Below are 20,686 nucleotides of genomic sequence, written 5' to 3'. Positions count from 1 at the left end.
CGCTGTTCAGCGGCATGGTTTTTGCGTGGAAAGGCGAGGTCGCCTTCGATGGCGACCGGTCTTCACCACACACCAGCCCTGATACGGAGCACACCATGCCGAACCGCCGCACTGCCCTGCACACCGCCAGCGCCCTCCTGGCGCTCGCCCTCACCGGGCCCGCACTGGCCCAGACCTACCCCGACAAGATGGTGAAGATCATCGTCGGCCTGCCGGCCGGCGGCAGCGCGGACATGATCGCGCGCACGCTGGGCCAGAAGCTCAATACCCAATTCAACCAACCGGTGGTCATCGACAACCGCGCCGGCGCTTCGGGCCAGATCGGCATGCCGGTGGTGGCCAAGTCACCACCCGACGGCTACACGCTCACGGTGTCGCCCGCCTCCTTCCTCACGACCAACAAGGCGATCTTCAAGTCCCTACCCTACGACCCCGAGGCTGACTTCAAGCCGGTCTCGCGCCTGGTGAACCAGCCCATGGTGCTGGTGGTCAACAACAAGCAGAAGTACCCGACCGCCGCCGCCTTCCTCGCCGCGGCCAGGGCCGAGCCCGGCAAGATCACGTTTGCCTCGTCCGGCGACGGCAGCCCGCAGCACCTGGCCGGCCTGATGTTCGAAACCCGCACCCAGGCGCGCATGCTGCACGTGCCCTACAAGGGCGGCGCGCTCGCGGTGAACGACACGCTGGCCGGCAACGTGGACGCGTTGTTCGCCGTGCTGCCCGAAGCCCTGCCGCACATCCAGGCCGGCAAGCTGCACGCGCTGGGCCTCATGAGCCCGCAGCGCTCGCCCACCCTGCCCAACGTGCCGACCATGGCCGAGAGCGGCCTGGCCGATCTGAACCTCTCGGCCTGGGTCGGCCTGCTCGCCCCCGCAAAGACGCCCAAGTCCATCATCGACCAGCTCAACCGCGCGGTGCAGACCGCGATGGACGCCGAGGTGAAGGCCAAGCTGGCCAGCAGCGGCATCGAGGTGGCGACCAGCACGCCGGAAGAATTGCAGCGCATCATCGCCGCCGACATCAAGCTGCACGCCGAGCTGGTGAAAGCCGCCGGCCTGACACCGCAATAAGGCCGGTCACGTGCGGGGCCATGGACGGGGATAATCCCGACCCATGACACCCGCTCCTGCCGCCGCCACCGCCATCGAATTCGCCCCGGGCCTCATGGTCCAGGGCTTCACGCCACCCTTGAAACTGAGCGACTTCAAGCTCATCGCCTTCGACATGGACTCGACGCTCATCAGCATCGAGTGCATCGACGAAATTGCCGACGCGGTGGGTCGCAAGGCCGAGGTGGCCGCCATCACCGAAGCCGCGATGCGCGGTGAAATCACCGACTTCAAAGACAGCCTTCGCCGCCGCGTGGCCCTGCTGCGCGGCGTGACCATCGCCGACATGGAGCAGGTCTACACCGAGCGCCTGCGCATCAACCCGGGTGCGGCCGAGCTCATCCGCGCCTGCAAGGCCGTCGGCATGAAAGTGCTGCTGGTCTCGGGGGGCTTTACCTTCTTCAGCGAGCGCGTGCGCGAAACGCTGGGCATCGATTTCACGCGCGCCAACATCCTGGAAGTGGAAAGCGGCCCGAACTGCGGCCTGCTCACCGGCCGCGTGGTCGACCAGGCCTGGGGCGACATCTGCGACGGCGCCGAGAAACGCCGCACGCTGCTCGAAGTGGCCTCGCTGCTGGGCATCGAGCCCTCGCAATGCATCGCCATGGGCGATGGCGCCAACGACCTGCCCATGATGGGCGCGGCCGGCCTCTCGGTGGCCTACCACGCCAAACCCACGGTGCGCGCCCAGGCCATGGTCGCGATCAACGAAGGTGGGCTCGACCGCCTGCTCGACATCTTGCGCTGAGCCCGCCCCATGGCTGTCACCGCACGCCTGTCGGCCTTCGCCCGGTCTCTACGCCAGCGGTGGAAAAGCCACCTGCTCAGCCTGGGCCTCTTGCTGGCGGTACTGCTCGGCGTGCAGGCCTGGCAAACGCGCGACGTGCCCAGTGGCTCCGCGCCCGATTTCACCGCGACCGTGGTGCAGCCCGACGGCAGCTTCGGCCAAACCACGCTGAGCCAATGGCGCGCCCAGCACCCTGGGCAGCCGGTGGCCTTGCACGTGTGGGCCGAGTGGTGCCCGATCTGCCGCGCGGAAGAAGGCAGCGTGACGCGCCTGTCGCGCGATTGGCCCGTGCTCACCATCGCCATGCAGTCCGGGCGCGCCGAGCAGGTGGCAGGCGTGTTGGCGCAACGGCAATTGCCCTGGGCCACGGCCATCGATCCGCGCGGCGCGACGGCGCGCCAGCTCGGCTTCAAGGCCGTACCCGCCTTCGTCGTCGTGGACGCGCAAGGCGATCTGCGCGGTGCCACGGTGGGCTACACCACCGAAATCGGCATGCGCCTTCGGCTCTGGTGGGCACGGTGGTGGTGATGCCCGCGAGCCCGTCCGCCCCCACGTTTCGCGACCTCACCCTGGCCCACACCCTGCGGCTCTTGGAAGAAGCCGGTGCGCTCGACGATGCCAGCGAGATGGCGCTGGCCCACGCCCGCTCACGCGACGAACAGGGCCGACTGCTGGAGCGGGCCCGCCTGCTCGCACGCCGCCTGGGGCTGCTGGACGACTGGGCGCGTTTGACCACCGGGCTGTGGATCGCCGCCGGCCTGCTGGTGGTGCTGGCCTGGCTGCTGGCCGGCGGCCTGCTCACCCGCGTGCTGGGCAGCGGGCAAACGGTGAACGCCGCGTTCGCCTTTCTCGCCATGCTGGGCATGCCGCTGCTGGCCTTGCTGGTGTGGCTGTTGTGGGCGGTGGGCTCGTGGCTGTTCGGCCAGGGCTCGGCACCGTGGTCGCTCGGGCAGACCCTGCTGGCGCTGGCCGCGCGCATGCCGGGGCTGCACGGCCCCCATTCGTTGGCGCTGCTGCGCGGTGCCCATGCCGCACTGCGCCAGCAGCGGCTCTCGCTTTGGGTCTTCGGAGCGATCAGCCATGGCTTGTGGGCGCTGGCGTTCGTGTTGGCGCTGCTCACACTGCTCGTGCTGTTCTCGTTCCAGGCCTACCAGTTGACCTGGGAAACCACCATCCTGAGCCCGGCTTTCTTTGACGGCTTTTTGCGCATCACCAGTTGGCTGCCGCGCGCGCTGGGCGTTGTGGTGCCACAAGCAGCGGTCGTGCACGCAGCGCCCAGCGCGGCCGACTCCCAGGCCATCGCCTGGTGGCTGCTGGCCTGCGGCCTGCTCTACGGGCTGGTGCCGCGCTTGATCGCGCTGGTGGTCTGTGCCGCCGTTTGGGCCCGGCGCGCCCGCCATCTCGGCCTGGACACCCGCGACCCTTACTTTCGACAGCTCGCCACCCGTTTTGCATCGATGGCCAAGGCCTCGGTGGTGGACGCTGAACATGCCCCCCCGAGCGATCACGCGCCCCTGTTTCACCCGCGCACACCCGGCCAGACCCCGCCCACGGTGTTGATCGGTTTTGAACTGCCCGACAACCTGCCCTGGCCGCCACAGGCGCTGGCCGAACGCGCCGACCACGTGCACACCATCCGAGGCAGCATGGGCGAACGGCTGGGTCTGCTGACGGCGCTGGCGGCAGCGCCCGGCATGCGCGCCCTGGTGGTCTGCTCGGCCGCCGCCAGCCCCGACCGCGGCACCGCGCGTTTTCTGCGACAGGTTTGTGCCGAGGCCGTTGACTGCGCCCTGCTGCCGCTGGGCATCGAGACCGTGGGCACCATGGACAACAAGCCCCAGCGTTGGGCCCACTGGCTGGCCGACAGCGATCTGCAAGCCGTGGCGTTCTGCGCCTCCCCGGGCGATGCGCGCCAATGGATGGAGCAGCACCGTGGTTGAGCGCAGCGAGCCCGCCGGCCCGATCGACATCGCCGTCGTCGGCCACACCAATGCCGGCAAAACCTCGCTGCTGCGCACGCTGACGCGCCAGCGGCACTTCGGCGAGGTGTCCGACCGGCCCGGCACCACGCGGCATGTCGAGTCGATCGACCTCGACATCGGTGGCCAGACGCTGCTGCGCTATTTCGACACGCCAGGCCTGGAAGATGCGGTCGCCCTGCAGCACCACCTGAAGCAAATGAACGAAACGCTCACGCCACCCGAACGCGTGCGCGCCCTGCTTGACGGACCCGAAGCGCATGGCGTGTTTGAGCAAGAGGCCAAGGTGCTGCGCCAGGTGCTGGCGTCGAGTGCCGCCATCGTGGTCATCGATTGCCGCGAACCCGTGCTGCCCAAATACCGCAGCGAAATCGAAACGCTCAACACCTGCGCCCGCCCCCTCATGCCGGTGCTCAACTTCGTGCGCGCCGAGCGCAGCCGCGAAGCCGAGTGGCGCGAGATGCTGGCCGCCTACGGCCTGCACACCGCGGTACTGTTCGACGCGGTGGCGCCCTTCGTGGGTGCCGAGCGCCAGCTCTACGAAGACCTGAGCGTGCTCATGCGCCAGCACAAGCCCACGCTGCAGACGGTGCTGCTGGATCTGGACCGGCACGCCGCCGAGCGCCGCAGCGCCAGCGCACAGCGCGTGGCCGACACGCTCATCTCCGCAGCGGCGATGAGGCGCGAGATATCGCCGCAAACGCTGGCCGACCCACAGGCCAAGCGAGCGTTCGTGGAAGCCTTCCGCACCGAGCTGGGGAACCATGTGCGCCAATGCGTGCACGATCTGCTGCAAATGCACGGCTTCGAGCACGACGACGCCAGGCTGGACGTCTTGCCCTGGACCCACGACCGCTGGGCATCGGACCTGTTCAACCCCGAAACCCTGGCCGTGGCCGGTCGTCTGCTCGGCAAAGGCGCGGCGGCCGGTGCGGCCGTGGGCCTCACGCTGGACATCGCGCTGGCGGGCCTTTCGCTGGGCGCGGGCACGGCCATTGGTGCGGCCATTGGGGGTGCGCTCGGTCAGGGTTGGGGCCAGGCACCGCGCATGGCACTCAACCGGCTTCGGGGCATCGAGGAACTGACGCTCGACAACGATGTGCTCGTCGTGCTGGCCGACCGCCTCATCCACCTGTGCCAGGTGCTGCAGGCCCGCGGCCATGCCGCGCAAGACACCATCGAGCTGCGCCTGGCCCCATCGGGGTCGTACAACGAAGCGCTACGCTTGCTGCTGCGGGCGCTGCAGCCAGCGCGTGCACACCCGGAATGGGAACACCGCTCGGGGCACGCCCGCGATCACAGCCGTCAGCGCGAAGCACTGGGCCTGGCATTGGCTCAGGAGATCGAGGCCCTGGTGTCGAGGGAGCCCAAGCATGTCTGACCGCCCGGCCTACCTGGACGCCCTGCTGCGCAAGCACCTGCACGACTTCCTCGGCGATCTCGAACCCACCGCGATGGCGCGGCTCATCGAGCAACTGACCTGGCTGGAGCTGCCTGGTGGACAGCCGCTGATGACGCAAGGCGAGGTGGGCGACGCGATGTATGTGCTGGTCAGCGGGCGCATGCGCGTGACCATCACGGGCGAGGATGGCGAAGAGCGCGCTGTGCGCGAGCTCACCCGCGGCCAGGTGGTGGGCGAGATGAGTCTGCTCACCGACGACCCGCGCTCGGCCTCCGTGGTAGCGGCGCGCGACTCGGTGCTGGTGCGCCTGGGCAAATCCGAGTTCAACCAGTTGCTGGCCACCAGCGCCGCGGTGTCCATCGCGTTGACGCGGCAAATCGTGCGGCGCTTGCAAAGCCCGCGGTATGCCGGTCGACGTGGCCGGTGACACCAGCATGGGTGCGGTGTTCGCCGCGCTGATCGGGCTGGATGCAACGCCCCAGAAGGTGATCGACATGTTCAAGCTGCATTACGCCGACAATCCCACGGGCGACGCCGCGCTGCTGCCGATGCTCTCGCTGATCAAGGGCGTGCGCCTGCGCGACAGGATGCAGCGCACCGAACACGCACTTGCCGGCCGCCGTGGCCGGGGCCTGGAAGACACCTGGCGGAGCTACTACTGCGTGGCCACCTGCTGTGCGACGGCGGCACCTTCAACAACTTTCCCGTTGACGTGATGCGCCTCCAGTGGGGCGTGGGCAAGGTGATCGGGGTGGACCTGAGTTTTGAAGCACCAACTCGCATCGACCTTGAGCAACTGCCCGGCCCTTGGGCCTTGTTGCGCGACCGGCTGCGGCCGAGCCGGCTGCGGCGTTACCGCCTGCCCTCGTTGATGACTGCTGCAGTGGGCCCGGTACGAGAGCACGGTGCAGAAGGGGTATGAAGAGGCTTTGCGGGTGCTGGACGCTGCACCGGACTGAGTCGGCCCGCACATCCCAGCTTTCGGTCAGAAGCAGGCATAGGAGCCACAAGTGACACTCGAATGGAAACACGCCACCGATGACGTCGACTGGGAAGAACTGTCTGCCCTGTATCGGGCGGCGCCATTGGGCGAGAAGCCACCGCTTCACCTGCAGAAGGTCTTTTCGAACAGCATGTTCAAGTGCTTCGTTCACGAGGACACGAAGCTCGTGGCGGCGGGACGTGCGCTCGCGGATGGCGGGGACTGCTCGAGACCGGCACGCAACAGGATCGCGCAGCAATGGGAACATCCCTCTCTTGAGGTTCCAAGATGCGCACAGCCCACGCGTTGAGGTAAAGTCTGCGCCACTCACGCAAAAGGTGAGCCGGGCTTGAGAACCCGTTGACCTGTTGCGGCCTGAAGGCCGCTATGAACCGCTTGAATAGTGGCCTTCTTCGTTCGTGCATGCTTTTGGCGGCTCGGGCGGGAGGTCGCAAGGCCTGCCGGCTTTCGCAAGAGGTCACCGGTTCTCAACCCGTTCGGGCCGCCGCCACTCTGTCACGTGGCGGCGGCAGTCCATCACACCGAACGACCAGGGAAGGCGCAGCATGACCCGACTGCAGCACAAGCAACAGAGGCTCGCCGTGTTATTCGACTCGGCCAATATCTCTTACACCCTCACCCGCCCCATCCTGCAACGCGCAGCCAACTATGGCGTGCTCACCGTGAAGCGCGCATACGGCGACTGGTCACTGCCGGGTATGAGCCGCATGCGCAGCGTGTTGCTGCACAACGCGATTGAGCCGGTGCAGCTGTTCCCGTACACCAAGGGTAAGAACGCCGCCGACATCATGCTCAGCCTGGAGGCGATGGAACTCGTGAACACGGGCCAGTTCGATGGTGTCTGCATTGCGTCGTCCGACAGCGATCTCACACCACTGGCCTACTGCATCCGGCGCGAGGGCCTGCGGGTGTATGGCTTTGGCGGGCGGCAGACGCCGAGGCCTTTCGTGGCTGCTTGCGATAGCTTCATCTATACGGAGTCGATCGCAACGGCGTGAGGCTTGCGGTGAATGGTGCCTCACCTTCCCGCCACCCGGCGACGTAGACTTCGGCTTTCGGCCAGAAGCGGACTCTCCTCAACCACGGCGGTGACAACTCAGACGCTTAGGCCTTCAGAAGAAACATTTCGCTTTCAACTGCGCCAACCACGGCAGCCAATGTGAGTTCTGGCGACAGGCCTCGTACGTCCAGTACATGCTTGCTCAGCACCCCAAGGGATGACAACTGGTGATGCAGGGATGCAATAACTTTCGCGTCGGTAAGTGTGTCGCCACCACGAGCTTGGCATCGCGCAATTGCGCTTTCGACGTCGATCTGAAGCACGATGTAGTGAAGGCGCGCCGAAAGTCCAGTGAAGGCGTCTAGAAACCAGGGCCCGACGACGCCATCCACGATCACAAAGTAACCTCCCTTCGCATAGCCCTCCGCCGCCTGGGCCAGCACCTTCACGACCGTATCGTTTTGTTTGTGCGCCGATTTCAGAAAGGGAGGGATCGCTCCGTGCTTGATGAAGTGCCAGAAGTCGTCGCAATGAAGATGTACCTTGGGCGAGCCTGATGTCGCTGCTAGCGCCTTGGATGTGGTCGTTTTTCCTGCGCCAGGAGCACCGGTAAGAACGAGGATTTCATTCGCCTGATTCATTGAAAACTGGATTTTCGTATGGCGTCGTAGCCAGGGGCAGAAGACAGCTTGGGGCCCAAAGCGGAAGTTCAAACCATCAAAGCTTTGACTCAAGGTGCGAGCAAGGCCGCACCGCGTGCTCGCTCAAAATCTCGTCTTGTCTGCACCATGTAGACCGCAGGACCGTCGGGCGTAGTAATAGTGCCCTGCCGAACAAAGCCCGCCTTCTCGTAGCAACGGATCGCTCGATGGTTTTCGGGCGCCGGGTCCGTTTGAATTTTCGTGACGGACGGATCGGCAAACAACAGTTCGGTCAGTGCACAAACCAGCAAGGTGCCCAGCCCTTTGCCCAGTTGCTCTGAATCGGCCAGCGATTGGTCTATCCCTCGCACGCCTGGGTCGGTCTCCGCTTCCCACCAACCGCCACCGCTTCCCATCGCGACATACGACTGTGCGTAACCCATCGGTTCGCCGTCCAGCAGGGCGATGTACGCCGTCGTGTTTTCCCGGGCCAGGTGCTCGGGCATGTAGTCCCGCTGCACGTCCTCAAGGGAAGGTCGGTTTTCGTCGCCGCCCCACCACTCGACGATATGGGGACGGTTCAGCCACTCGTGAAGCATGGGCAAATCCCCTGCCGTCATGAGACGCAGAACGACACGGTGTGATGTCAAAGGCATATGCAGCTAGCTCAAACAAGTCGGGCGGTCCATCTGAAAGAGATGCTCGTGTGCGACGTGACATAGTCCAGCGCAAGTCGTATCTCTGCCAGTGACCGAAAGCCGAAGTCTAGCTCCGCACCCTGCGAGCTGCACATGACCACTGCGCTCGATGATCCGGGCCAGCCGACAAGGCAAAGCTCTCAGCGCCCCTTGAACTGCGCAGGCCGCTTTTCCGCGAACGCGCGCCGCCCTTCCAACCGATCCTCACTGTCGCGAAGAATACCGAAGGCTTGCTGCTCCAGCTCCAGCCCGGCGGCCAGCGACAACTCCCCGCCCTGCATGGCCAACCGTTTCACCGCCACCACCGCCAGGGGCGCATTGGATGCGATCCGCTGCGCGATCTTCTGCGCCTCGGCCATCAGCGCATCCGCAGCCACCACACGGCTCACGAGGCCGATGCGCAACGCCTCAGCGGCATCCGTTCTTTCGCCGGACAACAGCATCAACATGGCATCGGACTGGCCCACCGCCCTCACGAGGCGCTGCGTGCCGCCCCCGCCAGGAATGCTGCCAATGGCGACCTCGGGCAAGCCGAAGGTGGCCGTGCTGGAGGCGATGCGCACGTCGCACATGAGTGCCAGTTCGAGCCCGCCTCCCAGGCAGTACCCGTTGATGGCGGCGATGAGGGGTTTGTCGGTCTGCAATGTGGCCACAGAAGGTGGCTTGGTCGACCCGTAGTGCAACTGCGCAAACGACGCCGCCGGTGGCATGGTCTTCTTGAGATCGGCGCCGGTGCAAAAGGCCCGCTCCCCTGCGCCGGTCACAACGGCCACCCGGATGTCGTCGCGGGACGAGACCTCGGCCCACGCCTCGACCAGCTGTGCGCTGGATTCGGGATCGATGGCATTCATCGCCTCGGGCCGGTCGAGCGTGATGGTGGCCACGAAGTCTCGAACATGAAGTGTCACGGGCATGCGTCAATCCTTGGATGTCGGGTGATGAGAGAGGGCAAGGGCGACGTCAAACCGGAACGCCATGTGCCACGGATGCCGCCATCAATACATCAATGGCATCCGATGCGTAGCCGATTTCTGCCAGCACTTCACGCGTGTGCTGGCCCAGCAGCGGTGCCGGCGTGCGTGCGGCGGACGCGCCAGGTGATGCGAACGGCGAGCGCAGCATGGTCAGAGAGCCGGCGGTGGGATGCGTCACCGTTTCGCCCATTTGCTTTTGCACGAACTGCCCGCACGCCACCACTTCCCCGTAGTCGTTGATCGGCCCACAGATGATGTCCGCCGCAGTGAAGGCCTGCAGCCATTCGCGTTTCGTGCGCGACCTCATGGCGTCTTCCAGCACCTGGATCAGTTCCCCGCGATGAGCCACGCGCGACCGCGAGTCGACAAACCGCGCATCTGACACCAGTTCGGGTCTGCCGATCACGGCACACAGCGCTGCCCACCGCTCGGGGTGGTAGGCTGCCACCATGATCCAGCCATCGGCGCAGCGCAGCGCCTCGTTGGGCGCGGCATACGGCGCGGCGCTGCCCAAGCGCGTGGGGATCACACCATCAGCGAAGTAGGTGGCAAACGCGCTGAGTTGCAGTGCCAGAGCGCTTGAGAACATGTCCACCTCAATGTGCTGTCCATGTCCTTCGCGATCGCGCTGCTGCACCGCGGCGAGCACGGCCACAGCGGCCCAATAGCCTGTGACGAGGTCGACCACCGGCACCTGCACCTTGCACGGCGCCGCCCCCGTGTCGCCGGTCACGCTCATGAGGCCGGACACGGCCTGCACCACGCCGTCGACACCCGGTCGATCCTTCCAGGGGCCGTCCTGCCCATAGGCCGTCACCGAGCAATACACCAGGCGCGGGTTCAGCGCGCGCATCGATGCGTAGCCGAGCGACAGGCGTTCCATCACCTCGGGCCGAAAGCTTTCGACCACCACATCCGCCTGCGCGATCAACTGGCGCGCGACCTCGGCGTGCGCGGGGTCCTTGAGGTTGAGGCAGACGCTGCGCTTGTTCTGGTTGATCGACATGAAGGGCACGCTCTCGCCCCCCACGAACGGGAAGAACGCGCGGCCGAGTTCCCCTGCAGGGGCTTCGATCTTCACCACGTCGGCGCCGAGGTCGGCGAGCATCATGGTGCAGGTCGGGCCCGCGGTGATCTGGGTGAAGTCGACCACCTTCAGGCCGACAAGGGACTGGGTCAACATGCGACGGCTTCCTTACTGGGTGCCACGGAGCTTGTTGTCCTGGATCACCTTGGTCCAGCGCGCCGTATCGGCCTTGAGTGCTGCCGCCGATTCCTGAGGAGACAGCGTCAGCGTTTCAAAGCCGGCCTTGGCGAGCGAGTCGCGCACGTCCGCGCTGCGCACCACCTTGTCGATCTCGGTCCGCAAACGTTCGACGATGGCGGTTGGCGTGCCCTTGGGCACCGTCGCGTGGAACCAGTAGCTCGCTTGGTATCCGGTCACGCCCTGCTCTTCGAAGGTCGGAATTTCAGGCGCAAGGGCCGACCGCTTGGGCGAACCCACACCCAGAATTTTCAGCTTGCCCGTGCGCTGGTACGGCAGAACCGAAGGCAGTCCCATCATGCCCAGGGGGATGTGTCCACCCACCAGGTCGGTGACGGCGGGCGCCGTGCCCTTGTAGGGCACAGGCGTCATGGGAAATCCGGCCATGTTGCCCAGGAGAATGGCGGCCATGTGGTGCGGCGAGGTCAACCCGACCGTCGCGATGGACAGTGGCTTCGAAGACTGCGTCTTGCCATGGGCCACGAGCTCCTGCATGGTGTTCGCCGGCACGCTGGTGCCGGCGGCCAGCGCCAAAGGCACCGAGGCCAGCGTGGACACGAACACCAGATCCGTGTTCGGGTTGAAGGGCACGTTTTCGTAGAGCAAGGGCAACAGCGGATCGCTCGTGCCGCCGATGCCGATGGTGTAGCCATCGGGCGCGGCACGTGCCACCTCACCGAGTCCGATCATCGTGCCGGCGCCGGCCTTGTTCTCGATCACCACCGCCTGCCCCAGGGCCTGGCCGACCTTCTCGAACACGGCACGCGCCACGGCGTCGGTGCCCCCGCCCGCCGGATACGGAACGATCACGCGGATCGGCTTCGATGGGTACGCGGTTTGCGCAAAGGCAAGGTTCGAGAAGCTCAGCAAGGCAGCCGAAAAAAGCACCGCGAGTTTTTTGTGTTTCATGTCTGTCTCCTGGTTATATGGGGTGGTTGTCGGTGAAGCGCGGAAAAATCAGACCGATGGACTGCTGAGGCTGCGGCCGCCGCACACGTACAGCAGTTGCCCGGTGACGTAACTGGACACGGGCTGCGCGAAGAAGCGAACGGCGTTGGCCATGTCCTCGGGCTGGCCGATGCGTTGCACAGGCACGGTCTTGATCAGGTCGGCGCGGACCTTTTCGCTCAGCGTGTCATACAGCGGTGTGTGTGTGATGCCCGGCGCGATGGCGTTGGCGGTAATGCCGTTGCGGGCGAATTCGAGCGCGAGACTGCGCGTGAGGCTCACCACGCCGCCCTTTGACGCCGCGTAGGACGTCTGGCCCCGGTTGCCCAACCACGCCCGCGATGACACGTTGATGATCCGACCGAACCCCTGCGCGACCATGTGCGGCACCACGGCCTTGCAGCAGATGAACTGCGACGTGAGGTTGGTCTCGATCACGCGTGTCCAGAAGTTCAGCTCCATCTTGGTCACCAGCTTGTCGCCGCCAATGCCCGCGTTGTTGACGAGAATGTCCACGCGGCCCGTTTGGGCCACGAGTTCGGCCACGGCAGCCTCGACGATCTCGACGGAGGTGACGCTCACCCGTTGCGGGACCACGTCGGCACCGGTCGCCTTGAGCTGCGCGGCCGCCTCGCGCAGCGCATCGGGGTCGATGTCCCAGATCGCAACGCGACAACCCTGCAAGGCCAGGTCGCGCGCGACAGCCAGGCCGATGCCGCGTGCGCCGCCGGTCACGATGGCGGTCAGCCCATTGAGGCTGGTGGGAAGGGTTGGCGCTGCGGCCGTGTCCGTTGCATGCATGGAAACTGTCCTCAGGCAGAAAGAATGTGGATGGAACAAGCCGCGTGGTCGACGCCCCAGATGCCGCCACCCGTGACCTGCGTGAGCCCGACGCGGGCGCCTTCGACCTGGCGCTTGCCGGCCCGCCCCTGGATCTGCTCGCACACCTCGACGATTTGCGCCACGCCAGTGGCGCCCGGTGGATGCCCCTTGGCGATCAAGCCGCCACTGGGGTTGACCGGCACGCGCCCGCCCAGCGACGTGGCGCCGCTGGCAAGAAGATGCTGCGCTTCGCCGCGCCCGCACAGTCCCAGCGCCTCGTAGTACAGCAACTCCGAGATCGTGAAAGCGTCGTGCAGTTCGATCAGGTTCAGGTCTTGCGGACCCAGACCCGCCGCCTCGTACGCCATGCGGGCGGCACGCGCGGTGATCTCCGCCTCGGTCATGTCCACCGGGGCCGATTCGAAGATGCCGGATTGCACCACCGAGGCGCGCACGCGCACGGGCCTGGCTGTGCCCTGGCTTGGGCGGTTGGTGAGCACGATGGCGGCGGCACCATCGACCACCGCCGGGCAGCACTGCAACAAGGTCAGCGGTTCGGCGATCGGGCGCGATGACAGCACCTCTTCGCGCGTGACGAGTTTGCAGAACGTCGCGATCGGGTTGAGCATCCCGTGCCGGCGGTTTTTCACCGACACATCGGCCAGCACCGAAGCAGCCACGCCATGCTCGTGCATGTAGCGGCGCGCGCGCATGGCGTACAGCGCCGGCATGATCATGCCGCGCCGGTTGTTCCAGTCGCTCTGGTTCATGGGCAGCGCGCCGCCGCCCAGGTTGCTCAACTGGTCCATGCCGAAGACCACCACGGTGTCGTGCTGACCCGCGTTGAGTGCCTGCAGCGCCAGGTTCAACGCGGTGGCGCCGCTGGAGCAGGCATTGTCGATGTTGAACACCGCCTGACCCGCCGTGCGCAGTTCGCGCAACGCGCGCTGGCCGGGCAGGTGCCCGCCGAGGGCGTTGCCGCAATAGAACCCCTGCACGTCGCCGATGGCGATGCCGGCATCGTCCAGCGCATCGAGGATGGCGGCCTGCGCCAGAGACTCTTCGGTGAGGTGGGGAAAGCGGCCGAAGTCGGAGATGCCAACGCCGGTGATCAAGGGCTCACGCATGGGTGGCTCCTGGCAAAGGTTCAAAAGCGTAGTCGGGTGTACCGTCCTGCAGCGCGAACGGCACCACCTTCACCAGCGCGCCCAGCTCTGGCTCGCTGCCTGGCTCAACGAGCAGCCGGCCAAACACGCGCACACCCGGTTCGAAGTCGACCATCGCCAGGCCATAGGGGGGCTTGTCACGGCCGGGATGGACGATGCTGTAGGTGTACAGCAAGCCTTGAGGGCCGATTTCCACGTCCGCAAGGTCTGCCGCATCGGACGGGCCGTGGACGAATGCGGGCGGCGGGAACTGCAGGTCGGCACCGCGGCGTGCACGTGCGGCCATGAGGACCACACCATCGGCCGTTTCGCGCATATAGGGCGCTTCGCGCTGGGTCAGTTGCATCGTTGGTCTCGGTGGTTAAGCGATGCAAATGGTAGAAGCGCACCCCCAGCCAAACAATGCATGTTTGCTGACATCACGTTTTAGAATGTCTAACGATTCAAGGCAGCCTTATGCGCTCATCAGCAATAACCCTTGCTTTTTTGCACCCTGCCTCGATTGAGCCGGACTAAAACGTGGAAATCCAGACACGATGAACCGTTCCCATCTCCCCCTGGCCGGTCTGCGCGCCTTCGAAGCGGCTGCGCGGCACCTGAGCGTGACCAAGGCGGCCAGCGAGTTGTGCGTCACGCCCGGAGCCGTGAGCCAGCAGGTCAAGTTGCTCGAAGATGTGCTGGGCGTGGCCTTGATCCAGCGCAAAGGGCGCACCATCGAACTGACCGATGCCGGACAAGTGCTGCAACCGCAAGTGACGCAGGCGCTGGACATGATCAGCCTGGCTTGCGATGCGATCACGCGCCAGCCCAAACTTCGCACACTGCGGCTTACGCTGCTGCCCACGCTCGCGGAAAAATGGCTCATGCCCCGACTCGCGCGCTTTCACGGCGCACATCCCGAGCTGGACATTCAGATGATGACGAGCTTCCGACCGGTGCAGTTCGACTCGGACGAAGTAGACATGGCCTCTTACGTGGGCACGCATTTGCCCCCCGGCATCTCGGGCATCCGGCTGTTCGACGACGTCTTCATGCCCGTGTGCAGCCCGAAGCTGCTCGAAAACCGGGCGCCGCTCGAAAGCCCGGCAGACCTCTTGCAGTTCACGCTGCTGCATTCCGTGTCTCGCGCGGACGATTGGCATCAATGGCTGTCGCTCGCCGGCTTGCCCGATGCGAAGCCAGCACACAACCTGTCTTTCGGCAACTCGTCGCTGTCAATCCGCGCGGCGCTGGACGGCATGGGCGTGGCCATGGTCCAGCGCGTCTACGCCACGGCCAACCTGGCCGATGGCTCGCTGGTCGCGCCGTTCGCGCTGACGGCATCGAGCTCCAAAGGTTACTTCTTCGGCTGGCCCACCAACCAGCCCACAGGCCCTGCCTTCGAACTGTTTCGCGCCTGGCTGCTCGAGGAAGTGGCGGCCGAACAGCCGTGAGCGCCGGGACCCCGCGCTTCAAACTCGAAGGCTGGCTTCGATAGCACGTTGCAGGCCATCGACGTGCGCATCGAGCAAGCGGTCGTGATTGGCGTTGTAGTTGCGCAGCGCAAAGCCCACCAGCAGCGGCGCGTCCGCGCCCGGTATGCCGCGTCCCGCGAGCTTGCCCTGCCAGCCCAAGGCCTCGAATTCCTTCTCCACCGCCGAGGCCACACGCTCCGCGAGCCCGGCATCGCGGTCCAGGTTGGCCAGGCCCAGCGCCTCTCCGAGAGCGACCAGCACATCGGGCACTTGAGGACCCAGGTGGCGGATCACGGCGGGCGCCATGCCGGCATAGCCATGCGACTGCGTGATACCCCGGTAATGATTGAACACACCGACCGCCACGGCATACGCCGCACGCGCGAGCAAATGGCAAGACCAGGGACGGCCACCGTCTTCTTCGTCCCGGTTCTGCAGCAAGGCGGCGGCGCACAGGTCGATCTGCGCACTACTGGCGGCCGTCGAGCCCAGGCGTGGGTAGGCAGCGCGCGCAAGCCGCCACGCCTGGCGCCGGCTCGCCTGCACCAGTGGATTGCAAGTGTCTACAGCGCCCATGCACATGAGCGACCACCAGTAGATTTCGAAACTGGTGGAGCGCTGGAGCGACAGTGGTGCCGTGGCCAATGCCTGTGCGTCCCAGAACACGGCCTTGGGTCGCGTCTTCGGATCAAAGAACTCCAGGTGGTGTGCACTGCCGTGGTAGCGCACCGCCGAGCCTGCGCGGTGCTGGGCCGACGTGGGCGACGTCAGCACATTGAAGATCGGCAGCTTGGGCGCCAGGAGACGCTGGCTCACAGGCGGGAGGCCCTCGACATGGCGCGTCGCCATCTCCTGCAACGGACGACCTTCTCCCATCAGCATGGCGACGACGCGCGCACCCTTGATCACACTGCCAGCGCCCACGGCAATCAGACCGTCTGCGCGCAGCTCAAGCGCCACACGAGCAGCGTCCTCGATGCATTCGGCCGGGGCACCCTCCGTGATGCCCGCGAACACACCGATGACACCGGATTCGGCCAAGGTTTCGATGCGTCGGATCAGATCGGTCTTCTCGTTGACGCTTTTGCCGCAGAGCACCAGGGCCCGCCGCACACCGTGTCGGCGCAATTCGCGCGGCAGGTTGGCCAGGGCGTCTTGCCCGGAATAGATGTTGAGCGCCTGCGTGCGGGCGGCGAAATCGTGGGGCGAAGGGTTGGCGTCATTCATGCGTGGACTTGATTCCATAGGCCTGCGGGATCTGCCCGCAGCGCGCGGGCACGTTCGAGCTCATCGTAGGTGCCACCGCGTTGCTCAACAATGCTCGAATTCTTTCGAAAGGCTTTAGAAAAAATAAATGCGCAGGCGGGCCGAGGCAGACGCCCAAGCCGTTTGCGCGAGCGTTACCTACACGGCGTCCATCGCGGTTGCGTGAGACGGCTGCGTTCGATGGCGCCTCACCCACCCGCCCGCTTGACGCTATGGCCTTTGGCCTTCAGCGCCGCCATCACTTTCTCCACGTGATCGCCCTGGATCTCGATCACGCCGTCCTTCACGGTGCCGCCCGTCCCGCAGGTGGCCTTGAGCTGTTTGCCCAGCGCGGCCAATGCATCGGCGTCCAGGGGAACGCCCTTGACCAGCGTGACTGCCTTGCCGCCCCGTCCCTTGGTCTCGCGCGAGACGCGCACCGTGCCGTCGCCCGCCGGCGCGGCCCTGGCCAGTTGTTTGCACACGCATTGCGCCACCGGCTGGCGGCAGTCCGGGCACATGCGGCCGGTCTCGGTGGAATAGACCAGGCCGCCGAGCGAAAGCTTGTTTTTCATGGGGCCACATCGTAGCCGCGGGCCGGTACACTGCCCTGCTCCATGCCATTCACCTCTCTGGGCCTCGCGCCCGCACTCGCCCAGGCCGCCGCCGAACTCGGCTTCACCGCGCCCACCCCCATCCAGTCCGAAGCCATTCCGGCCGTGCTCGCCGGCCACGATGTGCTCGCGACCGCGCAAACCGGCTCCGGCAAGACCGCCGCCTATGCCCTGCCGCTGCTGCAGCGTCTGGCACAAGCGGAGCCGCTCACGCCACGGCGCGTACGCACCCTGGTGGTCGTGCCCACGCGCGAACTCGCGGCACAGGCCGGCGAGGTGGTGCGCTCGTTGGCGCAACACCTGCCGCGCAAACCCAAGATCGCGGTGGTCTTCGGCGGCGTGTCGATCAACCCGCAGATGATGGCCTTGCGCGGCGGCGCCGACGTGGTGGTGGCCACGCCGGGGCGCTTGCTCGACCTGGTGGCGCACAACGCCCTGCGCCTTTCCGCCGTCGAGCATCTGGTGCTCGACGAGGCCGACCGCCTGCTCGACCTGGGCTTCGCCGATGAACTCGCGCGCGTGCTGGCCCTCTTGCCCGCGCGCCGCCAGAACCTGTTCTTCTCGGCCACTTTTCCGAACGCGGTGCAGGCCCTGGCCAACGGCCTGTTGCGCGAGCCTTTGCGCATCGACGTTGCGAGCGCACCGGTGGAAGAAGCGGTGATCCTGCAGCAGGCCTACCTGGTCGACAGCAAGCGCCGCACCGAGTTGCTGCGCCGGCTCATCAAGACCCACGATGGGCAGCGCGTGCTGGTCTTCGTGGCCACGCAATACGCGGCCGAGCGCGTGGCGGCCAAGCTGCACCAGGGCGATCTGTTCGCCACCTCGTTCCACGGCGGGCTCAGCCAGGGCGCGCGCCAGCAGACGCTCGATGAGTTCAAGGAAAAACGCTGGGACGTGGTGGTCACCACCGACCTGGCCGCGCGCGGCCTCCACATCGACCAGTTGCCCGTGGTGGTGAACTACGACCTGCCGCGTTCGCCGGTGGATTACACGCACCGCATTGGCCGCACCGGGCGCGCGGGCGAGAGTGGCCTGGCCGTGAGCTTCGTGACACCGGCCACCGAGGCGCATTGGCGGGTGATCGAGAAACGCCAGGGCCTGTCGCTGCCGCTGGAAGTGCTGCCCGGCTTCGAGCCCACCGAAGAGGCTGCGCCTGCGCTGCCGACGCAGAACGATGGCGGCATCAAGGGCAAGCGGCCGAGCAAGAAGGACAAGCTGCGCGCTGCGGCTGTCGCGGCGGCGGCGGCCGGCAAACCGGACTGATCGCCGTCCTCCCGCGCGGGCTTACCCGCGCTTCGCGCCCCCACCCCGTTGCCGCAGCATCTTCAGAAAAGTCTGCGCCGAGGGTGAGAGCGACTGCCCCTTGCGCTGGTACACGAAGTACTCGCGCTGGATGGCCGGCGCGCGCAGCGGCACGAAGCGCACGCCGAAGTTGTCGGCGAAGGAGCGCGCGTATTCCGGTGCCAGCAACACGCCCATGCCGTGGCCGGCCAGCGCCATGGCGGTGGTGAGGTAGCCCACGTCGCTGGCGGTGTTCAGCGAGAAGTCGTGCCCGTGGGTGTGCAGCGCGCGCTCCACGTGGCGGCCGAATTCGTGCGAGTAGCTGATCCAGCGTTCGTCGCGCAGGTCCTTCCACGCCACGCTGGCGCGTCCATACGCCGGGTGGCCTTTTGGGCACACGAGACGGATCGGCACGTTCATGAGAAAGCTGCGCGTGACGTCGTCGCCGGTCGCGCGCTCGGGGCCGATGCCCAGCTCCACCGCGCCGTGGCGCACGGTGTCGACCACATCGTCGGCCACCGCATCGGTCAGGCGCAGGCCGATGCCCGGGTGCTGCTGGCCGAACTCGGTGAGCACCGAGGCCACCCAGGTGCAAGCCATCATCTGCGAGGTCGCCACGCGCAGGAAGCCCCGGCGCAGTGCGCGGATCTCGGAGGCGCCCTCCACCACCTGGCGCACGTCCTCCAGGATGCGCTGCGCCAGCGGCAGCAGGTTCTTGCCGGCTTCGGTGAGGGTGATGGCCGTGCGACTGCGGTCGAACAGCTGCAGGTGCAGCGCCTGTTCGAGCTGCTGCACCAGCATGCTCACGGCGGACTGTGTGAGGTTGAGCTGGCGGGCCGCGCCGGTGAAGCTGCCGCTTTGGGTCACGGCGGCGAAGGCGCGCATCTGTCGCAGGCTGATATTCATGGTCCGGTCCAAAAAGGTGCCCTGGCGGGGTGCGTGCACCCGCATCAGGTTTCTTGATCAATGTATCAAAAGAATTCGCTTGGTTGATGATGAGGAGCGTTCATAGAATGCCCGCGAGACATCCGATTCCCCTTGTAGAAAGCGTTCGCAACCCATGCACATCGCCGTCGTAGGCACAGGCATCGTCGGCGCCTGCACTGCCGCCTGGCTGCAGCGCGACGGCCACCAGATCACCTTTGTCGATCCCCTGGAACCGGGCGAGGCCTGCTCCTTCGGCAACGCCGGCTCGCTCTCTCCCAGCGCCTGCCTGCCCGTGGGCATGCCCAACATGTGGAAGAAGGTGCCCAGCTGGCTGCTCGACCCGCTGGGCCCGTTGACCATCCGCACCAGTTACCTGCCGCGCGTGGCGCCCTGGCTGATCCGCATGCTGCAGCACTCCACACCGCAGGAGGTCACGCGCATCGCCACCGCGCTGCAGACCTTGCTGCGCCCGATCTTCGATTGTTATGGCCCCTTGCTCGACCACGCCGACGCGAACGCGCTGGTGCGCCGCACCGGCTGCCTCTACGTGTATTCCTCGCGCGAAGCGGCGGACCAGTGGAAGTGGGGCATGGCGCTGCGCAAGTCGCTTGGCGTGAACCTGGTCAACGTCGAGCGCGACGAATTGGAAGAACTCGAACCGGACTTGAAAGGACGCTTCCGCTTCGGCATCCTCGCGCCCGACAACGGCTCCACGCTGGACCCCTCGCAACTGGTCAAGGCGCTCGTGGCGCAAAGCGTGCGCGACGGCGCGCGCCACGACCACCGTTCGGTCACCGGCTTCGAACGCCAAGGCAGGCGCGTCACCGGCCTGCGCATGGACAGCGGGGAAGCCCTGGCTGTCGACGGTGTGGTGGTGGCGGCAGGCGCCTGGTCCGGGACGCTGGCGAAACAGCTGGGCAACCGCGTGCCACTGGAGACGCAGCGCGGCTACCACGTCACCGTGCGCAGTTCCAACCTGAAGCTGCGCCACACGGTGATGGCGTCGGAGAACAACATCATGGTCAACCCGATGGCCATGGGCCTGCGGCTGGCGGGCACGGTGGAGTTCGCGGGCCTCAAGCCCGCGCCGAACTACGAGCGCGCACAGGCCTTGCTGCGCCAGGGCCAGTTGCTGTTCCCGCACCTGGACACCTCCGAGGTGACGCAGTGGATGGGCCATCGGCCCTGCATGCCCGACAGCCTGCCCGTGATCGACCGCAGCCGCGACGCCGAGAACGCCTGGCTGGCCTTCGGCCATGGCCACATGGGCATGTGCATGGGCGCGGCCACCGGCCGCGAGGTAGCCCACCTGGTGGCGGGCCGAGCGACGCAGGTAGACCTCTCGCCCTTCAGCGCGCAGCGCTTTCGCTGA

At 66.3% G+C, this 20,686-nt stretch carries 24 protein-coding genes; 13 read left to right on the top strand and 11 right to left on the bottom strand.

What is annotated here, in order from left to right:
* Positions 1-95: 95 nt before the first annotated feature.
* From F9K07_RS12845 to F9K07_RS12810, 10 genes are all read left to right on the top strand, one after another.
* Positions 96-1,070, top strand: coding sequence for a Bug family tripartite tricarboxylate transporter substrate binding protein (locus F9K07_RS12845; RefSeq protein ID WP_159593651.1), 975 nt, complete (start codon positions 96-98; stop codon positions 1,068-1,070).
* A 43-nt stretch (positions 1,071-1,113) separates the two neighbouring features.
* Entirely contained in the window at positions 1,114-1,857 is a 744-nt protein-coding gene (serB, locus tag F9K07_RS12840; protein ID WP_159593649.1) for a phosphoserine phosphatase SerB, read from the top strand.
* A 9-nt stretch (positions 1,858-1,866) separates the two neighbouring features.
* Positions 1,867-2,424: a redoxin domain-containing protein gene (locus F9K07_RS12835; RefSeq protein WP_159593647.1), complete on the top strand. Its 558-nt coding sequence runs from the start codon at positions 1,867-1,869 to the stop codon at positions 2,422-2,424.
* Positions 2,424-3,836: a DUF2868 domain-containing protein gene (locus tag F9K07_RS12830; RefSeq protein WP_159593645.1), complete on the top strand. Its 1,413-nt coding sequence runs from the start codon at positions 2,424-2,426 to the stop codon at positions 3,834-3,836. The genes F9K07_RS12835 and F9K07_RS12830 overlap by 1 nt, the downstream gene beginning before the upstream one ends.
* Positions 3,829-5,256, top strand: a complete 1,428-nt coding sequence (locus F9K07_RS12825) for a GTPase/DUF3482 domain-containing protein (protein WP_236581942.1) — start codon at positions 3,829-3,831, stop codon at positions 5,254-5,256. Before F9K07_RS12830 ends, F9K07_RS12825 begins: the two co-directional genes overlap by 8 nt.
* Positions 5,249-5,704, top strand: a complete 456-nt coding sequence (locus F9K07_RS31850; protein ID WP_236581941.1) for a cyclic nucleotide-binding domain-containing protein — start codon at positions 5,249-5,251, stop codon at positions 5,702-5,704. The genes F9K07_RS12825 and F9K07_RS31850 overlap by 8 nt, the downstream gene beginning before the upstream one ends.
* Positions 5,682-5,993: a hypothetical protein gene (locus tag F9K07_RS31845; RefSeq protein WP_236581940.1), complete on the top strand. Its 312-nt coding sequence runs from the start codon at positions 5,682-5,684 to the stop codon at positions 5,991-5,993. Before F9K07_RS31850 ends, F9K07_RS31845 begins: the two co-directional genes overlap by 23 nt.
* Positions 5,993-6,199 (top strand): hypothetical protein, encoded by a 207-nt coding sequence (locus tag F9K07_RS31840; RefSeq protein WP_236581939.1) that lies wholly within the window; start codon positions 5,993-5,995, stop codon positions 6,197-6,199. The genes F9K07_RS31845 and F9K07_RS31840 overlap by 1 nt, the downstream gene beginning before the upstream one ends.
* Positions 6,200-6,287: 88 nt before the next feature.
* Positions 6,288-6,569: a hypothetical protein gene (locus F9K07_RS12815; protein ID WP_159593641.1), complete on the top strand. Its 282-nt coding sequence runs from the start codon at positions 6,288-6,290 to the stop codon at positions 6,567-6,569.
* Between the two features lie 256 nt (positions 6,570-6,825).
* The gene (locus F9K07_RS12810; RefSeq protein ID WP_159593639.1) at positions 6,826-7,278 is read left to right on the top strand and encodes an NYN domain-containing protein; all 453 of its coding nucleotides are present in this window, start codon (positions 6,826-6,828) and stop codon (positions 7,276-7,278) included.
* A gap of 106 nt (positions 7,279-7,384) precedes the next feature.
* Here the strand turns inward: F9K07_RS12810 and F9K07_RS12805 are convergent, their stop codons facing one another.
* The 8 genes from F9K07_RS12805 to F9K07_RS12770 all read right to left on the bottom strand — a co-directional run bounded on the left by F9K07_RS12805 (position 7,385) and on the right by F9K07_RS12770 (position 14,139).
* Positions 7,385-7,921: an AAA family ATPase gene (locus tag F9K07_RS12805; RefSeq protein ID WP_159593637.1), complete on the bottom strand. Its 537-nt coding sequence runs from the start codon at positions 7,919-7,921 to the stop codon at positions 7,385-7,387.
* A gap of 89 nt (positions 7,922-8,010) precedes the next feature.
* Complete coding sequence (locus F9K07_RS12800; protein ID WP_159593635.1) at positions 8,011-8,577, bottom strand: AacA4 family aminoglycoside N(6')-acetyltransferase; 567 nt, start codon at positions 8,575-8,577, stop codon at positions 8,011-8,013.
* Between the two features lie 182 nt (positions 8,578-8,759).
* Entirely contained in the window at positions 8,760-9,533 is a 774-nt protein-coding gene (locus F9K07_RS12795) for an enoyl-CoA hydratase/isomerase family protein (RefSeq protein ID WP_159593633.1), read from the bottom strand.
* Positions 9,534-9,579: 46 nt separating this feature from the next.
* A complete protein-coding gene (locus F9K07_RS12790; protein WP_159593631.1) occupies positions 9,580-10,776 on the bottom strand; it encodes a CaiB/BaiF CoA transferase family protein in 1,197 nt (398 codons plus the stop codon).
* A 12-nt stretch (positions 10,777-10,788) separates the two neighbouring features.
* A complete protein-coding gene (locus F9K07_RS12785; RefSeq protein WP_159593629.1) occupies positions 10,789-11,766 on the bottom strand; it encodes a Bug family tripartite tricarboxylate transporter substrate binding protein in 978 nt (325 codons plus the stop codon).
* Positions 11,767-11,814: 48 nt separating this feature from the next.
* Positions 11,815-12,606 (bottom strand): SDR family NAD(P)-dependent oxidoreductase, encoded by a 792-nt coding sequence (locus F9K07_RS12780; protein ID WP_159593627.1) that lies wholly within the window; start codon positions 12,604-12,606, stop codon positions 11,815-11,817.
* An 11-nt stretch (positions 12,607-12,617) separates the two neighbouring features.
* Complete coding sequence (locus F9K07_RS12775; RefSeq protein ID WP_159593625.1) at positions 12,618-13,754, bottom strand: thiolase family protein; 1,137 nt, start codon at positions 13,752-13,754, stop codon at positions 12,618-12,620.
* The gene (locus tag F9K07_RS12770) at positions 13,747-14,139 is read right to left on the bottom strand and encodes a Zn-ribbon domain-containing OB-fold protein (protein WP_159593623.1); all 393 of its coding nucleotides are present in this window, start codon (positions 14,137-14,139) and stop codon (positions 13,747-13,749) included. The genes F9K07_RS12775 and F9K07_RS12770 overlap by 8 nt, the downstream gene beginning before the upstream one ends.
* A 190-nt stretch (positions 14,140-14,329) precedes the next feature.
* Here F9K07_RS12770 and gcvA point away from each other — a divergent pair, with 190 nt between their 5' ends.
* Positions 14,330-15,226 carry a transcriptional regulator GcvA gene (gene gcvA, locus F9K07_RS12765; RefSeq protein WP_159593621.1) on the top strand — a complete coding sequence of 299 codons (897 nt, stop codon included), beginning with the start codon at positions 14,330-14,332 and terminating at the stop codon, positions 15,224-15,226.
* A gap of 18 nt (positions 15,227-15,244) precedes the next feature.
* Here gcvA and F9K07_RS12760 read toward each other — a convergent pair whose 3' ends face one another.
* Entirely contained in the window at positions 15,245-16,474 is a 1,230-nt protein-coding gene (locus F9K07_RS12760) for an iron-containing alcohol dehydrogenase (protein ID WP_159593619.1), read from the bottom strand.
* Positions 16,475-16,701: 227 nt separating this feature from the next.
* Complete coding sequence (locus F9K07_RS12755; RefSeq protein WP_159593617.1) at positions 16,702-17,067, bottom strand: translation initiation factor Sui1; 366 nt, start codon at positions 17,065-17,067, stop codon at positions 16,702-16,704.
* 42 nt (positions 17,068-17,109) lie between these two features.
* On the opposite strand from F9K07_RS12755, the gene F9K07_RS12750 reads away from it, so the two are divergent.
* Positions 17,110-18,369 (top strand): DEAD/DEAH box helicase, encoded by a 1,260-nt coding sequence (locus tag F9K07_RS12750; protein ID WP_159593615.1) that lies wholly within the window; start codon positions 17,110-17,112, stop codon positions 18,367-18,369.
* 21 nt (positions 18,370-18,390) lie between these two features.
* Here F9K07_RS12750 and F9K07_RS12745 read toward each other — a convergent pair whose 3' ends face one another.
* On the bottom strand, positions 18,391-19,293 hold the full coding sequence (locus tag F9K07_RS12745) for a LysR family transcriptional regulator (protein ID WP_159593613.1): 903 nt from the start codon (positions 19,291-19,293) through the stop codon (positions 18,391-18,393).
* Between the two features lie 154 nt (positions 19,294-19,447).
* Between F9K07_RS12745 and F9K07_RS12740 the strand changes: the two genes are divergently transcribed.
* The gene (locus F9K07_RS12740; protein ID WP_159593611.1) at positions 19,448-20,686 is read left to right on the top strand and encodes an NAD(P)/FAD-dependent oxidoreductase; all 1,239 of its coding nucleotides are present in this window, start codon (positions 19,448-19,450) and stop codon (positions 20,684-20,686) included.

The organism is Hydrogenophaga sp. BPS33 (assembly GCF_009859475.1).
In the GTDB taxonomy this organism is placed as follows: domain Bacteria; phylum Pseudomonadota; class Gammaproteobacteria; order Burkholderiales; family Burkholderiaceae_C; genus Hydrogenophaga.
The sequence above is the reverse complement of the archived record's forward strand: the minus strand, read 5'-3'. Positions and strand labels throughout refer to the sequence as shown.